We start from the raw sequence: 18,317 nt of genomic DNA on the forward strand, positions 1-18,317 counted from the left end.
CCATACGGCGCGACCCGAGACCAACCCCAGATCATGAAAAAGCCATCGCAAAAAAAACAGAGCGCAATTTTCTACACCATCGTCCCGCGGGACCTGGCCGGTCACCTGTTCAACGTCACGCTGACGGTGGCCAACCCCGATCCTGACGGGCAGACCTTCGCGCTGCCGGCCTGGATCCCGGGCAGCTACATGATCCGCGAATTCGCGCGCAATATCGTGCGCATCCGCGCCGAGCGGGCCGGCGCCGCCGTGGCACTGACAAAACTCGACAAGCACACGTGGCGCGCAGCACCAGGCGCCGGCCCGCTGACGCTGCACTACGAGGTGTATGCGTGGGACCTGTCGGTGCGCGCCGCGCACCTGGACCAGACCCACGGCTTCTTCAACGGCACCAGCGTGTTCCTGCGCGTGGTGGGGCAGGAAGCGACGGCGCACCAGGTCGACATCCAGCGGCCGGCCGATGCGGCGGCCCGCACCTGGCGCGTGGCGACCTCGATGAAAGAAGCGGGCGCCAAGCGCTATGGCTTCGGCACCTATGGCGCAGCCAACTACGATGAGCTGATCGACCACCCGGTCGAGATGGGCAACTTCGAGCTGGCGACCTTCGAGGCGCACGGTATCCCGCACGACATCGTCATCACCGGGCGCGTGCCCAACCTGGACATGGCGCGCCTGCAGGCCGACCTGAAAGCCATCTGCGAAACCCAGATCGCGTTCTTCGAACCACTGACCAAACGCGCGCCGCTCGAGCGCTACGTGTTCATGACGATGGCCGTGGGCGACGGCTACGGTGGCCTGGAACACCGCGCCTCGACTGCACTGATCTGCGCGCGGGCCGACCTGCCCACCACCGCGAACCAGAAGCCCGGCGAGCCGGGCGAAGGCTATCTGCAGTTCCTGGGCCTGTGCAGCCACGAGTACTTCCATACCTGGAACGTCAAGCGCATCAAGCCGGCCGTGTTCGCGCCGTACGACCTGCAGGTCGAGAACTACACGCCGCTCCTGTGGCTGTTCGAAGGCTTCACCAGCTACTACGACGACCTGATGCTGGTGCGCGCCGGGATCATCGGCGAAGCGACGTATTTCAAGCTGCAGGCCAAGGCAGTGGGTGGCGTGCTGCGCGGCAGCGGGCGCCTGAAGCAGAGCGTGGCCGAGTCGAGCTTCGACGCCTGGAGCAAGTACTACCGCCAGGACGAGAATTCGCCCAATGCGATCATCAGCTACTACACCAAGGGTTCGCTGATTGCGCTGGCGTTCGACCTGACGATTCGCGCCAAGACGGGCGGCGCGAAGTCGCTCGACGACGTGATGCTGGCGCTGTGGGAGCGTTACGGGCGCGACTTTTATCCGAGCGTCGGGCGCGGCGTGACCGAACACGAAGTCGAAGCGCTGTTCGATGACGTCAGCGGCCTGAAACTGAGGAACCTGTTCGAGCGCTACGTGCGCGGCGTCGAAGACCTGCCACTGGCCAAGCTGTACGCACCATTTGGCGTCAAGCTGGCCGACGAGCGCAAGACCGGCAAGGCGTCGCTCGACGCCGGCATTGGACGCGACCCGCTGGGCGCCAAGCTCACGCAGGTGCACGAAGGCGGCGCCGCGCACCTGGCGGGGTTGTCAGCGCTGGACGTGGTCATTGCCATCGACGGGCTGCGCGTGAACGGCAATCCGTCGAATGTCGATGCGCTGCTGGCGCGCTACCGCGTCGGCGACCGGGTGCCGGTGCACGCATTCCGGCGCGACGAACTGATGGCGTTCGACGTCACGCTGCAGGGTGATCGGGTGCCGGTCATCACGCTGTCACAGGCAGTGGCGGGGCGCAAGCCGGCAGCGCTCAAGCGGCCGAGCGCCGTCTAGCCCGTCTAGTCATACCGGGCGGCGGGCACGACCCGCCGCCCGTCCCATATCGCATTGCAGCATGCTATCGTTGTGGCTTGTTCAACATTGACCGCAAGAGCCCATGCCGATCCTGACCCGCATCGCCGCCGCAGCCTGTGCGCCGCTCCTGGCGCTGTCCGCAACCTCCGCCCTGGCCCAACCGGCCGCCCCGCTCAAGAACGATGTCGTCACGCGCGTGGACGCCATGTATCCGTGGCTCGACACGATTTACAAGGACCTGCACGCGCATCCCGAGATCGCGTTCCAGGAAGTGCGCACCGCCGGCAAGCTGGCCGCCGAGATGCGCAAACTCGGTTTCACCGTCACCGAGAAGGTCGGCAAGACCGGCATCATCGCGGTGCTCAAGAACGGCGCCGGCCCTACGGTCCTGGTACGCACCGACATGGATGGCCTGCCGATGGAAGAGAAGACCGGCTTGCCGTACGCCAGTCGCGCCCGCGCCACCAGCGAAGGCCGCGACAGCTTCGTGACCCACAGCTGCGGCCACGACATCCACATGACCAGCTGGCTCGCCACCGCGCGCACGCTGGTCGAACTGAAAGGGCAGTGGAAGGGCACGCTCGTGTTCATCGGCCAGCCGGCCGAAGAAATCGTTTCCGGCGCCAAGGCCATGCTGGACGATGGCCTGTTCAAGCGCTTCCCGAAACCCGACTACGCGTTCGCGCTGCATTCGTGGCCGCTGGCGTATGGCACGATCGGCTACAACGACGGCCCGGTATCGTCCAATTCCGACTCGCTCGAGATCACCTTCAAGGGCCGTGGCGGCCATGGTTCGGCGCCCGACAAGACCGTCGATCCGATCGCCATCGCGGCGCGCTTTGTCGTCGACGTGCAGACGGTCGTCAGCCGCGAGAAGGACCCGAAGGAATTCGGCGTCGTCACGATTGGCTCGATCCAGGGCGGCACGGTGGGCAACATCATCCCCGACAGCGTGCAGGTGCGCGGCACCATCCGCTCATACAGCCCGCAGGTACGGGCCAAGCTGCTCGAGGGCGTGCGCCGCGTGGCGGAAGGATCGGCCGCGATGGCCGGCGCACCGAAGCCCGAGATGCTGATCGGCGGCGGTGGCCAGGCGATCGTCAACAGCACGGAGCTGGTCAACAAGACCGAGGTGGTGTTCAAGGAAGCATTCGGCGCTGACAAGGCCCATCGCATGCCGGCCATGACGGCCAGCGAAGACTTTTCGCTGTACGCGAACGAAGGCGTGCCGTCGATGTTCTTCTTTACCGGCGTGTATGACCCGAAGGATGTCGCCGCGGCCGAACAGGCCGGCGGCAAGCCGATCGCCTTCAACCACTCGCCGTTCTATGCGCCGGTGCCGGAGCCGTCGATCAAGACGAGCGCCCAGGCGATGACGCTGGCGGTGCTGAACATGCTGGGTAAATAAGAAGGATGACGCGGCCCTCGACGGGCCGCGCTGCTGTTGGCGTCAGACGTTGATGCAATCGGCGCAGCGGCCGTACAGCGTGAGTTCGTGGCGCTCGACGCTGAAACCTTTCGGGGCCATGTGGTCGATGTCGCCCGGGCACGCATGCACGTCGAACACGCGCTGGCAGTTGGTGCACTGGAAGTGGTGGTGATGGTGTTCGGCCACGCTGGTCGATTCGTAGCGGGCGCCGTCGCCCGGCAGTGTGACGACCTTCAGCGCGCCGTCGTCCACCAGCGACTTGAGGTTGCGGTAGATCGTCGCCATGCCGATCTGGCTGACGGCCTGGCTGGCTTCGGCCAGGATCTCCTGTGGCGACAGTGGACGGCGTGCATGCTCGATCGCGTGCAGGATGGCTGATTTTTGGCGTGTATTGCGTTGCATAGCCGAAGAATACCTGAAAGCGAGACCCTTCGGCCAGAAGGGGGTTGAATCCTTATTGATAATGGCCTATCATCTCGACGTTAATGATAATGGCTTATCACTAGACGCGTCCGCGCCCGGTGACCTGCCGCCTGCCGTTCATCTCATCACCAAGGATTTCACCATGTCGCATTTCACCTGCAAGCGCACGCCACTGACCCTGGCACTGATGCTGGCCTTCGGCGCGCCGCTGGTCACCCATGCCCAGACGACGACGGGCCGCATGGCGGCCGATCCGGACAGCGTGCCGACCGTGGTGGTGTCGGCCAGCGCGCTGGGCGTGGTGCACGACGACATGATCACGCCGGTGACCTCGCTCGGCGGCGCAGAACTGGTGCGCGCACGCGAATCGACGCTGGGCGAAACGCTGGCCCACCAGCCGGGCATCACGTCGAGCCACTTCGGCGCCGGCGCCAGCCGCCCGGTGATCCGCGGCATGGATGGCCCGCGCGTGAAAATCCTGTCGGATGGCGCCGAGATCCAGGATGCCTCGACCATCAGCCCCGATCACGCTGTCGCATTTGAACCCGTGCTGGCCGAGCGCATCGAAGTGCTGCGTGGCCCGTCGGCGCTGGCCTACGGTGGTGGCGCGGTGGGTGGCGTCGTCAACATCATCGACCGCAAGGTGCCGACCGCGATACCGGAAAACGGCCTGGAAGGCAGCGCCGAAATCCGCGCCAATTCGGCGGCGCGCGAAAAGACCGGCGCGTTTGAATTCACCACGGCCGCCGGCAGCAACGTCGCGCTGCACCTGGAAGGCGTCAAGCGCGATGCGGGCGACTACCGCGTCGGCAAGGATTGGGTCGATGGCCGCCGCGTGCTGGGCAGCTACAAGGAAGGCGAGACCGGCACCGTCGGCCTGTCGTGGATCGGCAAGAACGGCTACCTTGGCGCGGCCTTCACGAAAGAGCGCACCGAATACGGCATCCCTGGCCACAACCACGAATTCGAAGGCTGCCATCCGCATGGTGTCCAGCTGCACTGCGGCGGCCATGAAGAAGAAGAGGGCCACGACCACGAGGAAGAAGGGCACGAGCATGAACACGAGCACAGCGACGTCCCGGTCGTGAAACTCGACAGCGAGCGCTGGGACGTGCGCGGCGAGTACCGCAATCCGGTGGCCGGTATCGAGCGCGTGCGCATGCGTGCGTCGTTCACCGAGTATGTCCACGATGAGCTGGAAGACAACGTGGTCTCGACGTCGTTCCGCAACAAGGGCATCGATGCCCGCCTCGAGGCGGTGCATGCGCCGATTGCCGGTGTGCGCGGCGTGTTCGGCCTGCAGACCACGCGCCGCGATTTCTCGGCGCTGGGCGAGGAAGCGTACGTGCCGCCGACCCTCACCAAAAAGCATGCGGCATTCCTGACCGAGGAATACAAGCTGCAGGACTGGCGCTTCGAGGCTGGCCTCCGCCACGAGTGGCAGGACATCGAGGTCGATGCCCCGGGTCTGGCCAACACCGATGCGCGCGGCACGTCGGCGTCGGTGGGCGCGGTGTGGAAGCTCACGCCGGGCTATTCGCTGGGCACGTCGCTCTCGCGCAGCCATCGCCTGCCGACCGCCGAAGAACTGTATGCGGACGGCGCCCACCTGGCCACGTCCACCTACGAGATCGGCAACCAGGACCTGGACAAGGAAACCTCGAACAACGTCGACCTCACGCTGCGCAAGTTTGACGGCGACACGACGTTCTCGGTGAGCGCGTTCCGCAACAAGGTCGACAACTACATCTATGCGCGCACGCTGGACAGCCAGGATGGTTTCCAGCTGGTGCAGTACACGCAGCGTGACGCCCTGTTCACCGGCGTGGAAGGCGAAATTCGCCAGAAGCTGTCGTCCAGCCTGAGCGCGACCGTGTTCGGCGACTACGTGCGCGCCCGCTTCGATGGTGGTGATGGCAGCCGCAACCTGCCGCGCATTCCGGCCAGCCGCATCGGCGTGAAATTCGATGGCGACTGGAACGGCTGGCATGGCATGGTGGAGCTGTACCGCGTCGGCAAGCAGGACAAGCTGGCCGAGTACGAGACCGAAACGGGCGGCTACAACATGCTCAATGTCGGCACCCATTACTCGACCCGCATCGGCGGCGTGCCGACGCAGTTCTATGCGCGCCTGAACAACCTGACCGACGAACTGGCGTTCAGCCATACGTCGTTCATCAAGAATGCGGCGCCGCTAACCGGCCGCAATATCACGGCAGGGATTCGCGTGATGTTCTGACGCTGATTGAAGGATCCGCAGCGGCGCACGGCAGATTTTGCCGTGCGCCGTTTGTCGTTTGGGGCCTGATATCGCATGCACGATTCATCATGCGCGTTGAATCGCTAACGATAATGGGTTATCATTAGATTCTAATGATGATTGGAACAGGGCCATGAACAACCCAGGCAAGAACGCTCTGACCAAAACCGCACTGATCAAATTCGGCGATATCGCTGGCATGACCGCATCGGTCCTGTGCCTGCTGCATTGCCTGGCGATGCCGCTCGTGATCCTGGCGTTTCCGATGCTGGGACTCGCGCACGCGCATGACACCTTCCACGACACGCTGATCGCGGCGATCACGCTGCCGGTGCTGCTGGCGCTGGTGCCCGGCTATCTGCGGCACCGCGACAAGGCGACGCTGCTGGTTGGCTGGGCGGGCCTGGCGCTGTTTCTGGCAGCCGTGTTCATTGTCAGCCCGCTGCTGGGCGAGCATGCCGAAGCGGCTGTCGCTGTCCTCAGCGGTTTCATGCTGCTGTATGCGCACCTGCGCAACCGTCGTTTCTGCAAGCGCTGCACGACGCGCACGCGGCATGACGGTAGTCACGCGGCGCCTGCGCCGTGCAATGTGCGTTGAGCGTTCAACCGTTCAGGCGAACAGGCGCGCCAGTTCCTGACCCGGGTTTTCGGCGCGCATGAAGGCTTCGCCAACGAGGAAGGCATGCACGTTCGCGTCGCGCATGCGCTGCACATCCTGCGGGCCGAGGATGCCCGATTCGGTAACCACCAGGCGCTCTGGCGGAATTGCTTGCAGCAGGCCGAGCGTGGTGTCGAGCGTGACATCGAACGTGCGCAGGTTGCGGTTGTTGATGCCCACCAGCGGCGTACGCAATTGCAGGGCCGTGTCCAGCTCTTCACCGTTGTGCACTTCGACCAGCACGTCCATCCCCAGCTCCAGCGCGCAGGCTTCCAGTTCGGCCATCAGGCCGTGGTCGAGCGCTGCCACGATCAGCAGGATCGCATCGGCGCCCATCGCGCGCGCTTCATAGACCTGGTACAGGTCGACCATGAAATCCTTGCGCAGGATCGGCAGTGCGCAGGCGGCGCGCGCCTGGCGCAGGTATTCGCTCGAGCCCTGGAAGAAATTCACGTCGGTCAGCACCGACAGGCACGCGGCGCCATGTTCGGCGTAGCTCTGCGCAATCGCGGCCGGCTGGAAGTCGGCGCGCAGCACGCCCTTCGATGGCGAGGCTTTCTTGACTTCGGCGATCACGCCGGCCTGGCCCGCGGCGATTTTCGCGCGCAAGGCCTGCTCGAAGCCGCGCAGGCTGCGGCGTGCATCGCCATCGCTTTCCACTTCGTGGCGCAGGCTGTATAAATCGCGGTGCTTGCGCGCGGCGGCCACTTCGTCGGCCTTCACGGCCAGGATCTTGTCGAGGATGTCGGACATGCTGGTGCTTTCGGTATCAGTTGGCCGCGCCGAGCTGGCGCGTGACCTGGACGAACTGTTCGAGCTTGGCGACCGCCGCGCCCGAGGCGATGGCGGCGCGCGCCTGCTCCAGGCCTGCGCCGATCGAGTCGGCCACGCCGGCCGCATACAGCGCGGTGCCGGCGTTGAGCGCGACGATGTCGTGCGCCGGACCGGGCTCGCCGCGCAGGGCTTCGAGCACGCGGGCCTTGGATTCTTCGACGTTGGCCACCTTCAGGTTGCGGCTCGAGACCATTTGCAGGCCGAAGTCTTCCGGGTGGATTTCGTATTCGCGGATTTCGCCGTTGACCAGTTCACCGACGATGGTGCCGGCGCCGAGCGAGACTTCATCCATATTGTCGCGGCCCCAGACCACGACCGCATGCTGGGCGCCGAGGCGCTGCAGCACGCGTACCTGGATGCCCACCAGGTCGGGGTGGAACACGCCCATCAGGATGTTCGGCGCGCCGGCCGGATTGGTCAGCGGGCCCAGGATGTTGAAGATGCTGCGCACGCCCAGCTCGCGCCGCACCGGTGCCACGTGCTTCATCGCCGCGTGGTGGTTCGGTGCGAACATGAAGCCGATCCCGGTCTGCGCGATCGATTGCGCGATCTGTTCGGGCGTCAGGTCGATGTGGGCGCCGAAGGCTTCGATCAGGTCAGCGCTGCCGGACGACGACGAGACGCTGCGGCCACCGTGCTTGGCCACACGCGCGCCGGCGGCGGCAGCGACGAACATCGCCGCGCTCGAGATATTGAAGGTGTTGGCGCCGTCGCCGCCGGTGCCGACGATGTCGAGCAGGCCGGTGGTGTCGGCCATCGGCACCTTGGTCGAGAACTCGCGCATCACCTGAGCGGCGGCCGTGATTTCGCCGATGGTCTCTTTTTTCACGCGCAGGCCCACGGTCAGCGCCGCGACCATGGTCGGCGACATCGTGCCCGACATGATCTGGCGGAACAGCGACAGCATTTCGTCGTGGAAGATTTCGCGGTGTTCGATACAGCGCAGCAGCGCTTCTTGTGGGGTGATCGCCATGGCGGGGTCCAGTATGGTGTCAGTATTCGCTCGTACGTCGTTCCCGCGCAGGCGGGAACCCAAGTCAGCGCCGCAGCCTGTCCGTCATCAGCATCCCGGGCACGCAACCAGCTTGGGTTCCCGCCTTCGCGGGAATGACGTGCATCAGCGCGTCAGGAAGTTCTTCAGCAGCGCGTGGCCGTGCTCGGACAGGATCGACTCGGGGTGGAACTGCACGCCCTCGATGTCGAACGTCTTGTGGCGCACGCCCATGATCTCGCCGTCGTCGGTCCATGCCGTCACTTCGAGGCAGGCCGGCAGCGACGCGCGTTCGATCGCCAGCGAGTGGTAGCGGATCACGGTGTAGGGGCTCGGCAGGTCCTGGAACACGCCTTCGCCGATGTGCGCGATGGTTGACGTTTTGCCGTGCATGACCTGCTTGGCGCGAATGACCTTGCCGCCGAAAGCTTCGCCGATGGCCTGGTGGCCGAGGCACACGCCCAGAATTGGCAGCTTGCCGCCGAATTCGCGCAGCACGTCGAGCGAGATGCCGGCATCCTTCGGCGCCTTCGGGCCCGGGGAGATGCAGATGCGGTCGGGCTTCATGGCCGCGATCTCTTCGAGCGTGATCTCATCGTTGCGCACGGTGCGCACGTCTTCACCCAGTTCGCCGAAGTACTGCACGATGTTGTAGGTGAACGAGTCGTAGTTGTCGATCATGAGCAGCATGTCAGAACTCTCCATCCAGGCCATCTTGCACTTGTTCGGCCGCGCGCAGTACGGCGCGCGCCTTGTGTTCGGTCTCTTGCCATTCCATCTCGGGGATCGAATCGGCAACGATGCCGGCGGCGGCCTGCACGTACAGGTTGCCGTCCTTGATCACGCCGGTGCGGATCGCGATCGCCACGTCCATCTCGCCGCCGAAGCTCAGGTAGCCGCAGGCGCCGCCGTAGATGCCGCGCTTGACTGGCTCGAGTTCATCGATTACTTCCATCGCCCGCACCTTCGGCGCACCGGTCAGGGTACCGGCCGGGAAGGTCGCGCGCAGCACGTCGAGGTTCGACATGCCGTCTTTCAGCTTGCCCTCGACGTTCGAGACGATGTGCTGCACGTGGGAGTATTTTTCGATGACCATGCGGTCGGTGACCTTGACGCTGCCGGTATCGGCAATGCGGCCGATGTCGTTGCGCGCCAGGTCGATCAGCATCACGTGTTCCGCTACTTCCTTCGGATCGGCCAGCAGTTCGGCGGCCAGTGCGGCGTCGCGTTCAGGCGTCGCGCCGCGGCCGCGCGTACCAGCGATCGGGCGCAGCGTGACCTTGCGGCCGCCCTCGGGCAGCGACTCGTTGCGCACCAAAATTTCGGGCGACGAGCCGACAATCTGCATGTCGCCGAAGTTGTAGTAATACATGTACGGCGACGGGTTCAGCGAACGCAGCGAGCGATACAGCGACAGCGGCGAATCGACGTACGGCTTGCGGATGCGCTGGCCGATCTGTACCTGCATCAGGTCACCGGCCATCACGTATTCGTGGGCTTTGGCGACGGCCTTCAGGTAATCCTCTTTGCTGAAGTCGCGCACCGATTCGGTCCGCACCGAGGCCGACGTGACCGGCGCGTCGACGCTCCGGCGCAGCATCATGCGCAGGTCTTTCAGGCGCTGGCGCCCGCGCGAATACGCTTCGGGCTGGCCCGGGTCGGCGTACACGATCAGGTACAGCTTGCCCGACAGGTTGTCGATCACCGCCAGCTCTTCGGTCACCATCAGCTGGATGTCGGGCAGGCCCAGTTCATCACGCGGGGTGGTCGCGGCCAGCTTGTGCTCGATGTGGCGCACCGTGTCATAGCCGAAGTAGCCGGCCAGGCCGCCGCAGAAGCGCGGCAGGCCAGGGCGCAGCGCAACCTTGAAGCGGGCCTGGAACTGTTCGATGAAATCGAGCGGATTGCCTTCGTGCGACTCGATCACTTCGCCGTTTTTCACGATCTCGGTCAGGTTGCCGGTCGTGCGCAGCAGCGTGTGCGCCGGCAGGCCGATGAACGAGTAGCGGCCAAAGCGTTCACCGCCCACCACCGATTCGAGCAGGAAGGTGTTCTTGCCGGTGTTCTGCGATTGCGCCAGCTTGAGGTACAGCGTGAGCGGGGTTTCGAGGTCGGCGAAGGCTTCCGCGATCAGGGGGATGCGGTTGTAGCCCTGGTTTGCCAGGGACTTGAATTCGAGTTCGGTCATGTTTTCTCCGGACCGCCACGGGGGAAGAGGGCGGTGGTGTGCTTCAAAAAACCCGCCGGTGGCGCGCAGTCGCACGCCCACCCGGCAGCAATCGGTACGGCTTAGTCAGCCCAGGATTGCCAGCGTCGCCAGACCCAGGCCTCAGGGGCGCCGGTTTGGTTGACAGTGAGTTTTTTGGTGAAAAACATGGTGAGAGAAGTTAGTTGGTTAAGCTGGCCGTTGCATTGTGCGCGCCGATGCGGCGTGCTGCATCCAGCAGCGAATCCACTATACCATCGGATTGAATTTCTTGTACAGGACGGCCGTGGTTGTAACCGTACGGTACCGTCAGCACGAAACAACCTGCCGCACGGGCACTTTCGGCGTCGTTCGACGAGTCGCCAATCGCGACCACTTGCGCTGGCGGGATATCCAGCGCCGCGCAGGCACCCAGCATCGGCATGGCGTCCGGCTTCTTTTTGGCGAACGAGTCGCCGCCGAACACGTGCTCGAAATACGGCGCGAGGCCTTTCTGGGCCAGCAGCGGCAGTGCGAATGCAATGGGCTTGTTGGTCACGCAGACCAGGCGCAGGCCCAGCCCCTGCATCGCCGCCAGGCCGTCCAGCACACCGTCGTACAGCGTGCTGCGGTCGCCATTGATGGCCAGGTAATGCCGCTGGTAGCCGGCCATCGCGTCGGCGTACGCCGCATCGACCCGCGCGGCATCCCAGTCGAGCAGCAGCGCGTCGCGCACCAGCTTTTCGGAACCCTTGCCGACCAGCGGCTTGATGATGGCCTGGCTGATCGGCGCCAGGCCGAGGTCGTGGCGCATGCCGTTCAGTGCCGCCTCGAAGTCGGGCACCGTGTCGAGCATGGTGCCATCGAGGTCGATGATGACGGCCCGGATACCTGCTGCGCCGGCTCGCATCAGCGCGCGACCGTGGCCAGCTCGGCGCGCATGGCGTCGATCACGGCTTTGTAGTCAGGCTTGCCGAAGATGGCCGAGCCGGCCACGAACGTGTCGGCGCCGGCAGCGGCGGCCGCAGCGATGTTCTCGGCCTTGATGCCGCCATCGACCTCGAGCAGGATGTCGCGGCCCGATTCGTCGATCAGGCGGCGCGCGATGGCGATCTTCTTGAGTGCTTCGGGGATGAACGACTGGCCGCCGAAGCCCGGATTGACCGACATGATCAGGATCATGTCGATCTTGTCCATCACGTGCTCGAGGTAGTGCATTGGCGTGCCCGGATTGAAGACCAGGCCGGCCTTGCAACCGTGATCGCGGATCAGCTGCAGCGTGCGGTCGATGTGTTCCGATGCTTCCGGGTGGAAGGTGATGATGTTGGCGCCGGCCTTGGCGAAATCGGGAATGATGCGGTCGACCGGCTTGACCATCAGGTGCACGTCGATCGGCACGTCCACGTGCGGGCGGATCGCCTGGCAGACGAGTGGGCCGATGGTCAGGTTTGGAACGTAATGGTTGTCCATCACGTCGAAGTGGATGATGTCGGCGCCGGCGGCAACGACATTGCGCACTTCTTCACCCAGGCGGGCGAAATCGGCGGACAGGATGCTGGGAGCGATGCGGTAGGTGGTCATGGGGCGACGGAGCGTGTTTTGATGGGAATCCGCTATTCTACGCCGGTCACGCTGGCGCCTCCAGCGTTGGCGATGCCACGGCGCGTCGGCGCTTGGCGGCCACAGGCGGTATGATTGTTATTTGCGCCACATGGCGCGCCGGCCCCTGCGAATGGCGCAGCGGCCGAGTCCACGATCACGCAAGGAACCTCGATGCCCGCCTACGATTTCGCTGTTACCGTCAGAACGCAATACCTGGCGGAGCAGTCCGACCCGGACCGGAGCCAGTTCGTATTCAGCTACACGATCACGATCAAGAACACCGGCAGCATTCCTGCCCAGCTTATTTCCCGTCACTGGGTGATTCTTGACGCCAATAACCAGATGCAGGAAGTCAAAGGGCTGGGCGTGGTCGGCCACCAGCCGTTGCTGGCGCCGGGCGAGCAGTTCGAATACACGAGCGGCACGCACCTGGGCACCGCGCAGGGAACGATGCGCGGCGAATACTTCTGCGTGGCCGAGGATGGCCACCGCTTTGAGGCCACCATTCCCGAATTCGTGCTGTCGCCACCGCGCTCCCTGCACTGATCCTACGGGGCGGGGGTGTCGTCGCTGTCGTCCCGGTCGTCATCCTTGCGGCCGGCGAACATGGTCCACCAGACGATGAACACGAACAGGAACAGTGCGACGCCGGCTTCCACCATCAAGATCCACATATCGGTCCCCATGGTTCCCATGTATACAATACGCCGCAGTGTACCTGTCCTGATCGCGCTCGTCAGCCTGCTGAGTGCCTGCTCGACCGAGCCGAAGCCCACGGCGCCCTCGGCGCCGCCGCCGGTCACGATGCCGCCGCCGGTCGGGCCGGTGGTGGTGGCGCCGCCAGTTCAGCCGTCAGCGCCGGTCGCGCCGACAGCACCGCTTACGCCCACCACCTTTGCCGCGCTGCCCGGCTGGCAACAGGATGACGTGCGTCAGGCCTGGCCGGCCTTCCTGCAATCATGCAGCGTGCTGGCGTCGCGCCAGGCGCCCTGGAAGACGCCGTGCGCGGCGGCCGGCGGGGTTGACGCGAAGGACGTGGCAGCCGTGCGCCGCTTCTTCGAGACGCATTTCGTGCCGAACCAGGTGCGCAACCCGGATGGCGCCGAGACCGGGCTGATCACTGGCTATTACGAAGCGATGCTGTACGGTTCGCGCAAGCGGGGCGGGGCGTTCCAGACGCCGCTGTACCGGGTGCCGGACGACCTCGTTACGGTCGACCTGGGCAGCATCTATCCGGATTTGCAGAACCGCCGCCTGCGGGGGCGGTTGTCCGGCAAGACCGTGATCCCGTACCAGAGCCGCGCCGACATCGACCGCGCGCCATTGAGCGGCAAGGAGTTGCTGTGGGTGAGCGATCCGGTGGATGCGTTCTTTCTCGAAGTGCAGGGTTCGGGCCGCGTCAAGCTCGATACCGGTGAGACCGTGCGCGTGGGCTATGCCGACCAGAACGGCCACCCGTATAAAGCCATCGGGCGCTGGTTCGTCGAGCAGGGACTCATGACCCCTGACCAGGTGTCTGCGCAGTCGATCCGGGCCTGGATTGTGGCCAATCCGTCGCGGCGCCAGGAACTGTTGAATGTGAACCCGAGCTATATCTTCTTCACGGAGACCAAGGTGGCCGACCCGGGCGTCGGGCCGCGTGGCGCGCTCAATGTGCCGCTGACGCCGGGCCGCTCGATTGCCATTGACCGCACGATCCTGCCGCTGGGCGCGCCCGTATGGCTGTCGACGACGATGCCGAAAGATGGCGCACCCCTGCAGCGTCTGGTGATGGGGCAGGATGTGGGCGGCGCGATTCGCGGCGCGGTGCGGGCCGACTTCTTCTTCGGTTTCGGGCCGGAAGCGACAGAAAGTGCCGGGCTGATGAAGCAGGGCGGGACGATGTGGGTGTTGCTGCCGAAGTGAACCTTCGTTGCATAAATAAAGGAATCGGGCTACTCTGACTTTTGCTTCAATTTCCACGTTGCAATTGTTCGCCGTCGTTGACCAGTGGTGACGTGGCGTTGATCTCACTCTCGACAGGTTTGTTCATGCGTCTGCATTCCCTCCTTGCCATTACCCTTGCCGCGGCCATTGCCGCGCCCAGCCAGGCGGCTGCGCCCGGTCCGTCCGATACCGCGCTGTCGGTGGGCAGCATCGTGCTGCTGGTGCCGTTCAGTGTGGTCTACCTGAGCGCGAAGAAAGTGGCGGAAGGCTCGCAGGCCGTCATCGACGTGTCCAGGCGCTGGAGCGTCGCGGCAGTGCGGCCCGAAGGCGACAAGACGGCGCTGGAACTGCACAGCGATGACAAGGAATTGAAAATCGAGATGGCGATCCAGAACCGGGTTGCGCAGAACGAGGCAATCAAGGCCGGCGACCGCATTGACATCGAAGCGGTCGGCAAGGCTGGCTACGTCGTCAAGAAGGGCAAGTCGACGATTGCCGTGCTGGCCGAACCAGGCACCGGCATGGCCCACTCGCGCCCGCGCAGCTAGGATGCGCCGCGCCGTGGCTGCGGCCGCACTGGCGTTGGCAGCATCGACGGCTGTGGCCGGCACCCCGTGCGAAGAGCAGGTCGCTTCGCCCGAGCTATTGATCCGCAGCATGCAGATGGCCGATCTGACGCGTACGGCGCTCGAAGGCACCGGCGACGAGGTCGTGCTGATCGCGCGCGTGGGGCAGGATCTGTCGGCCTACCGGTTGACCTATTCTCACGCGGCATTTGCCATGCGTGCGCATCCCGCTGGCCCTTGGTCGGTGGTGCACAAGCTCAATGCGTGCGGCACGGCGACGTCGGCGCTGTATGACGAAGGGCTGATCAATTTCTTCTCAGACGCGCCAGTGCGTTATCAGGCCGGGATCTGGCGCCTGGCGCCTGCCGTGCAGGCCCGGCTCAAGACCGCACTGCTCGGCACGACAGCGCGCGACTACCACGAGCCCCAGTACAGCCTGGCTGCCTATCCGTTCAGCACGCGTTACCAGAATTCAAATGGCTGGGTGCTGGAAATGCTGGCCTACGCCATCGCGCCCGAGGACGCCGTGAGGACCCGTGCCACGGCGCAGACGTGGCTCGCGGCGAACGGCTACCAGCCAACCGAGCTGGCGTTGGGCACGATGACGCGCCTGGGCGCGCGGATCTCGAAGGCGAATATTGCGTTTTACGATCATCCGTCCAGTTTGCGCTGGAAGGGACGGATCCAGACCGTGTCGGTGGAGTCGATCGTCACCTGGTTGCGGACGCAGCCCGATGGTTGCCAGGCCATGGGCTGCCCGGAGCAGCCGGTCGTGCTGCCGCCGGCAGGGCTGTAATGGGCTGCGTCGCATGCATGCCGGCGGATCGGGCCGCTCTACTTGACGTACACGGAAAGCGCTACAATCGCGACGATACTATCCAACCAGATAAAGGTGTCCCATGGAATATGCTGACCTGTTGATCGAGAACCACGGCAAGGTCGCTGTGGTACGGCTGAACCGTCCGAAGGCGATGAATGCGCTCAACGACAATATGATGAACGAGCTGGGTCATGCGCTGCGCGCGTTCGACCAGGATCCGGCCATCAATGTCATCGTGTTGACGGGTAGCGAGAAGGCCTTTGCTGCCGGCGCCGACATCGCTGCCATGGCGCAATACGATTACCAGGAAACCTACGGCAATAACTATATCGGCCGCAACTGGGAACATATCCTCGACATCCGCAAGCCCGTCATCGGCGTGGTCTCGGGCTATTGCCTGGGTGGCGGCTGTGAGCTGGCGATGATGTGCGACTTCCTGATCGCCGCCGACAGCGCGAAGTTCGGGCAGCCCGAGATCAAGGTCGGCGTGACGCCGGGCGCCGGTGGCACCCAGCGCCTGCCGCGCGCCATTTCCAAGTCGAAGGCGATGGACATGCTGCTCACCACGCGCATGATCGACGCCGCCGAGGCGGAGCGTACCGGGCTGGTGTCGCGCGTGTACCCGGCGGCCGATGTGATGGACGAGGCAATCAAGATCGCACAGGGCATTGCCGAGATGCCCGTGTCGGTTGCCATGCAGATCAAGGACTGCGTCAACCAGGCCTATGAGATGACGCTGAGCCAGGGCGTTGCCTATGAACGCCGCTATTTCCATGCCGGTTTCGGCACCCCTGCGCAAAAAGAAGGCATGTCGGCATTCCTTGAAAAGCGCAAACCTGACTTCGAAGGACATTGAACCATGACCAAGCGCGCCAAATTATGGCTGCTGGTGCCAGCGGCGCTGCTTGCAGGCGCACTGACGCTGTCGAGTTGCTCGTCTCTGCCGCCGTTGGAGGGCCGCGTCGCGAGCTCGGCCCTGACTGACACGGACAATACCCGGCTCGGCCAGGCGCTGTTGCCGCTGACCACGGCGCATCCCGGCCTGGCCGGCATTCACAGCCTGCCCGATGGGCGCGACGCCTTTGCCGCGCGCGCGGTGCTGGCGCAGGCTGCCGATCGCAGCCTCGATGTTCAATACTATATCTGGCGTAACGACACGACCGGCATGCTGATGTTCAATGCTTTGCGCAAGGCGGCGGACCGTGGCGTGCGGGTGCGCCTGCTACTGGATGACAACAATACAGGCGGCCTCGACGCAATCTTGTCGCAGCTCGATGCCCATCCGCAGATCGAAGTGCGGCTGTTCAATCCGAACGGCATCCGCTCGATGCGCCCGCTTGGCATGGTCGCCGACTTCTGGCGCATGAACCGGCGCATGCACAATAAATCGTTCACCGCCGATAACAAGGTCACGATCATTGGCGGGCGCAATGTAGGCGACGAGTATTTCGGCGCAGCGGGCGATATCTCGTTCGCTGACCTCGACGTGATCACTACCGGTCCGGTGGTAAAAGAGGTCTCCGCCGATTTCGACCTGTACTGGAACTGTCCGTCGGCCTATCCGCTGGCGCTGATGGTGAAAGAGGCCAAGGCGCCGCCGCCGGCCACGGTCGATGCCGAGACCAAAGCGTATCTGGATGCGATCGGCCAATCCGCATTCTTGAACAAGGTCATGAGCGGGACGCTGCCGCTGGAATGGGCGCATGCGCGTTTCCTGAGCGACGATCCGGCCAAGGTACTGGACCAGTCGTCGCCGGATGAGAATATTGCGGCCAGGCTCGCGATATTGTTCGGCCAGCCGGAACGCAATCTGGACCTGGTGTCGCCGTATTTCGTGCCCGGCAAGGATGGGGCGGCTGCAATGGTCGAGATGGCCAAGAAGGGCGCAAAAATCCGGGTACTCACCAATTCGCTCGAGGCTACCGACGTTGCCGCCGTTCATGCTGGTTATGCCAAGTGGCGCAAGCCGCTGCTGGAGGCGGGTGTGGCGCTGTACGAATTGCGCCGTGCATCGACCGACGAGCCATCGCGCAAGAAGAAACGCAGCGGCGCCGGCTTTGGCAGTTCGGATGCGAGCCTGCATGCCAAGACATTCGGCGTGGATGGCAACCGGATCTTTGTTGGCTCGTTCAACTTCGACCAGCGCTCAATCCATTTGAATACCGAAATGGGGATGGTGATCGACAGCGTCGAGCTGGCCGATCGCCTGAGCAAGACGCTGGACGAGACCTTGCCGATGCGCGCCTATGAGGTGCTGCTGGATGAGAAGGGCAATGTCTACTGGCTCGAAGGCCGTGACGGCAAGATCATCCGGCACGACGTCGAGCCTGGAACGACCTGGTGGAAGCGGGCCGCGGTACATGGCCTGGGCTGGCTGCCGATCGACTGGCTCTTGTAGGACAAATTCTTTTTCTTGTAGGCCTTGCGGAGTGCGTGACAGGTTTGGTATAGTTCGCCTCCGCTTCGGCACTGACCGAAAATGTTAACGTAATCAAGTGGTTACGAGAGCAAGGTCTCCAGAGAAATCGGAACGAAGCGAAAATAAGGGGTTGACGAGATTGTAGGATTGCAGCATAATCTCTCTTCTCTGCTGCAGCGAACAAAACGATTCGCACCGCGCAGCAAGGCAGTACCGAATAAGTTCTTTAAAAATTAACAGTCGATAAGTGTGGGCGTTTGATGAAGGTGCCAAGAACTTCGGTTCTTGATTACTTAAATTATCAAATGTTCACAAAAAAGAAATACGTT

18 protein-coding genes are annotated in these 18,317 nt (G+C 64.0%); 10 read left to right on the top strand and 8 right to left on the bottom strand.

Annotation, left to right across the window (positions count from 1 at the left end; genetic code table 11):
• Window positions 1–33 precede the first annotated feature (33 nt).
• Together AC56LN_RS20115 and AC56LN_RS20120 are read left to right on the top strand one after the other, a co-directional pair.
• Complete coding sequence (locus AC56LN_RS20115; RefSeq protein WP_499574387.1) at window positions 34–1,854, top strand: M61 family metallopeptidase; 1,821 nt, start codon at window positions 34–36, stop codon at window positions 1,852–1,854.
• 103 nt (window positions 1,855–1,957) lie between these two features.
• The gene (locus tag AC56LN_RS20120; protein WP_499574388.1) at window positions 1,958–3,283 is read left to right on the top strand and encodes an amidohydrolase; all 1,326 of its coding nucleotides are present in this window, start codon (window positions 1,958–1,960) and stop codon (window positions 3,281–3,283) included.
• A 42-nt stretch (window positions 3,284–3,325) separates the two neighbouring features.
• Here AC56LN_RS20120 and AC56LN_RS20125 read toward each other — a convergent pair whose 3' ends face one another.
• Window positions 3,326–3,706 (bottom strand): Fur family transcriptional regulator, encoded by a 381-nt coding sequence (locus tag AC56LN_RS20125; protein WP_482897244.1) that lies wholly within the window; start codon window positions 3,704–3,706, stop codon window positions 3,326–3,328.
• A gap of 163 nt (window positions 3,707–3,869) precedes the next feature.
• On the opposite strand from AC56LN_RS20125, the gene AC56LN_RS20130 reads away from it, so the two are divergent.
• On the top strand, window positions 3,870–5,966 hold the full coding sequence (locus tag AC56LN_RS20130; protein WP_499574389.1) for a TonB-dependent receptor domain-containing protein: 2,097 nt from the start codon (window positions 3,870–3,872) through the stop codon (window positions 5,964–5,966).
• A 154-nt stretch (window positions 5,967–6,120) separates the two neighbouring features.
• Window positions 6,121–6,585, top strand: coding sequence for a MerC domain-containing protein (locus AC56LN_RS20135; RefSeq protein WP_499574390.1), 465 nt, complete (start codon window positions 6,121–6,123; stop codon window positions 6,583–6,585).
• Window positions 6,586–6,597: 12 nt separating this feature from the next.
• Here AC56LN_RS20135 and trpC read toward each other — a convergent pair whose 3' ends face one another.
• The 6 genes from trpC to rpe form a co-directional block, all read right to left on the bottom strand.
• Complete coding sequence (gene trpC, locus AC56LN_RS20140; RefSeq protein WP_499574391.1) at window positions 6,598–7,398, bottom strand: indole-3-glycerol phosphate synthase TrpC; 801 nt, start codon at window positions 7,396–7,398, stop codon at window positions 6,598–6,600.
• 16 nt (window positions 7,399–7,414) lie between these two features.
• Window positions 7,415–8,452 (bottom strand): anthranilate phosphoribosyltransferase, encoded by a 1,038-nt coding sequence (trpD, locus tag AC56LN_RS20145; protein WP_499574392.1) that lies wholly within the window; start codon window positions 8,450–8,452, stop codon window positions 7,415–7,417.
• 144 nt (window positions 8,453–8,596) lie between these two features.
• Window positions 8,597–9,160, bottom strand: a complete 564-nt coding sequence (locus AC56LN_RS20150) for an anthranilate synthase component II (RefSeq protein ID WP_183553782.1) — start codon at window positions 9,158–9,160, stop codon at window positions 8,597–8,599.
• A 1-nt stretch (window position 9,161) separates the two neighbouring features.
• Window positions 9,162–10,658 carry an anthranilate synthase component I gene (gene trpE, locus AC56LN_RS20155; protein ID WP_482897250.1) on the bottom strand — a complete coding sequence of 499 codons (1,497 nt, stop codon included), beginning with the start codon at window positions 10,656–10,658 and terminating at the stop codon, window positions 9,162–9,164.
• A 199-nt stretch (window positions 10,659–10,857) separates the two neighbouring features.
• Window positions 10,858–11,565 (bottom strand): phosphoglycolate phosphatase, encoded by a 708-nt coding sequence (gene gph, locus AC56LN_RS20160; RefSeq protein WP_499574393.1) that lies wholly within the window; start codon window positions 11,563–11,565, stop codon window positions 10,858–10,860.
• The gene (gene rpe, locus AC56LN_RS20165) at window positions 11,565–12,236 is read right to left on the bottom strand and encodes a ribulose-phosphate 3-epimerase (RefSeq protein ID WP_183553776.1); all 672 of its coding nucleotides are present in this window, start codon (window positions 12,234–12,236) and stop codon (window positions 11,565–11,567) included. The genes gph and rpe overlap by 1 nt, the downstream gene beginning before the upstream one ends.
• A gap of 192 nt (window positions 12,237–12,428) precedes the next feature.
• Here rpe and apaG point away from each other — a divergent pair, with 192 nt between their 5' ends.
• On the top strand, window positions 12,429–12,803 hold the full coding sequence (gene apaG / locus AC56LN_RS20170; protein ID WP_482897252.1) for a Co2+/Mg2+ efflux facilitator ApaG/CorD: 375 nt from the start codon (window positions 12,429–12,431) through the stop codon (window positions 12,801–12,803).
• A 2-nt stretch (window positions 12,804–12,805) separates the two neighbouring features.
• Here the strand turns inward: apaG and AC56LN_RS20175 are convergent, their stop codons facing one another.
• Window positions 12,806–12,931 carry a hypothetical protein gene (locus AC56LN_RS20175; RefSeq protein ID WP_482897253.1) on the bottom strand — a complete coding sequence of 42 codons (126 nt, stop codon included), beginning with the start codon at window positions 12,929–12,931 and terminating at the stop codon, window positions 12,806–12,808.
• 19 nt (window positions 12,932–12,950) lie between these two features.
• Between AC56LN_RS20175 and mltA the strand changes: the two genes are divergently transcribed.
• From mltA to AC56LN_RS20200, 5 genes are all read left to right on the top strand, one after another.
• Window positions 12,951–14,162: a murein transglycosylase A gene (gene mltA / locus AC56LN_RS20180; protein WP_499574394.1), complete on the top strand. Its 1,212-nt coding sequence runs from the start codon at window positions 12,951–12,953 to the stop codon at window positions 14,160–14,162.
• A gap of 125 nt (window positions 14,163–14,287) precedes the next feature.
• Window positions 14,288–14,731 (top strand): hypothetical protein, encoded by a 444-nt coding sequence (locus AC56LN_RS20185; RefSeq protein WP_499574395.1) that lies wholly within the window; start codon window positions 14,288–14,290, stop codon window positions 14,729–14,731.
• 1 nt (window position 14,732) lies between these two features.
• The gene (locus AC56LN_RS20190) at window positions 14,733–15,545 is read left to right on the top strand and encodes a DUF2145 domain-containing protein (protein WP_499574396.1); all 813 of its coding nucleotides are present in this window, start codon (window positions 14,733–14,735) and stop codon (window positions 15,543–15,545) included.
• A gap of 103 nt (window positions 15,546–15,648) precedes the next feature.
• The gene (locus tag AC56LN_RS20195; protein WP_499574397.1) at window positions 15,649–16,425 is read left to right on the top strand and encodes an enoyl-CoA hydratase; all 777 of its coding nucleotides are present in this window, start codon (window positions 15,649–15,651) and stop codon (window positions 16,423–16,425) included.
• A gap of 3 nt (window positions 16,426–16,428) precedes the next feature.
• The gene (locus AC56LN_RS20200) at window positions 16,429–17,967 is read left to right on the top strand and encodes a phospholipase D family protein (protein WP_499574398.1); all 1,539 of its coding nucleotides are present in this window, start codon (window positions 16,429–16,431) and stop codon (window positions 17,965–17,967) included.
• Window positions 17,968–18,317 lie beyond the last annotated feature (350 nt).

It is taken from the genome of Telluria sp. ZT3P26, assembly GCF_059686035.1.

Coding starts and splice junctions, on each gene's coding strand:
- apaG (WP_482897252.1), top strand. CDS start 12,429: ATGCCCGCCTACGATTTCGCTGTTACCGTCAGAACGCAATACCTGGCG.
- rpe (WP_183553776.1), bottom strand. CDS start 12,236: ATGACCACCTACCGCATCGCTCCCAGCATCCTGTCCGCCGATTTCGCC.
- AC56LN_RS20120 (WP_499574388.1), top strand. CDS start 1,958: ATGCCGATCCTGACCCGCATCGCCGCCGCAGCCTGTGCGCCGCTCCTG.
- AC56LN_RS20150 (WP_183553782.1), bottom strand. CDS start 9,160: ATGCTGCTCATGATCGACAACTACGACTCGTTCACCTACAACATCGTG.
- AC56LN_RS20135 (WP_499574390.1), top strand. CDS start 6,121: ATGAACAACCCAGGCAAGAACGCTCTGACCAAAACCGCACTGATCAAA.
- AC56LN_RS20190 (WP_499574396.1), top strand. CDS start 14,733: ATGCGCCGCGCCGTGGCTGCGGCCGCACTGGCGTTGGCAGCATCGACG.
- AC56LN_RS20130 (WP_499574389.1), top strand. CDS start 3,870: ATGTCGCATTTCACCTGCAAGCGCACGCCACTGACCCTGGCACTGATG.
- mltA (WP_499574394.1), top strand. CDS start 12,951: ATGTATACAATACGCCGCAGTGTACCTGTCCTGATCGCGCTCGTCAGC.
- gph (WP_499574393.1), bottom strand. CDS start 11,565: ATGCGAGCCGGCGCAGCAGGTATCCGGGCCGTCATCATCGACCTCGAT.
- trpD (WP_499574392.1), bottom strand. CDS start 8,452: ATGGCGATCACCCCACAAGAAGCGCTGCTGCGCTGTATCGAACACCGC.
- AC56LN_RS20115 (WP_499574387.1), top strand. CDS start 34: ATGAAAAAGCCATCGCAAAAAAAACAGAGCGCAATTTTCTACACCATC.
- trpC (WP_499574391.1), bottom strand. CDS start 7,398: ATGTCCGACATCCTCGACAAGATCCTGGCCGTGAAGGCCGACGAAGTG.
- AC56LN_RS20200 (WP_499574398.1), top strand. CDS start 16,429: ATGACCAAGCGCGCCAAATTATGGCTGCTGGTGCCAGCGGCGCTGCTT.
- AC56LN_RS20185 (WP_499574395.1), top strand. CDS start 14,288: ATGCGTCTGCATTCCCTCCTTGCCATTACCCTTGCCGCGGCCATTGCC.
- AC56LN_RS20175 (WP_482897253.1), bottom strand. CDS start 12,931: ATGTGGATCTTGATGGTGGAAGCCGGCGTCGCACTGTTCCTGTTCGTG.
- trpE (WP_482897250.1), bottom strand. CDS start 10,658: ATGACCGAACTCGAATTCAAGTCCCTGGCAAACCAGGGCTACAACCGC.
- AC56LN_RS20125 (WP_482897244.1), bottom strand. CDS start 3,706: ATGCAACGCAATACACGCCAAAAATCAGCCATCCTGCACGCGATCGAG.
- AC56LN_RS20195 (WP_499574397.1), top strand. CDS start 15,649: ATGGAATATGCTGACCTGTTGATCGAGAACCACGGCAAGGTCGCTGTG.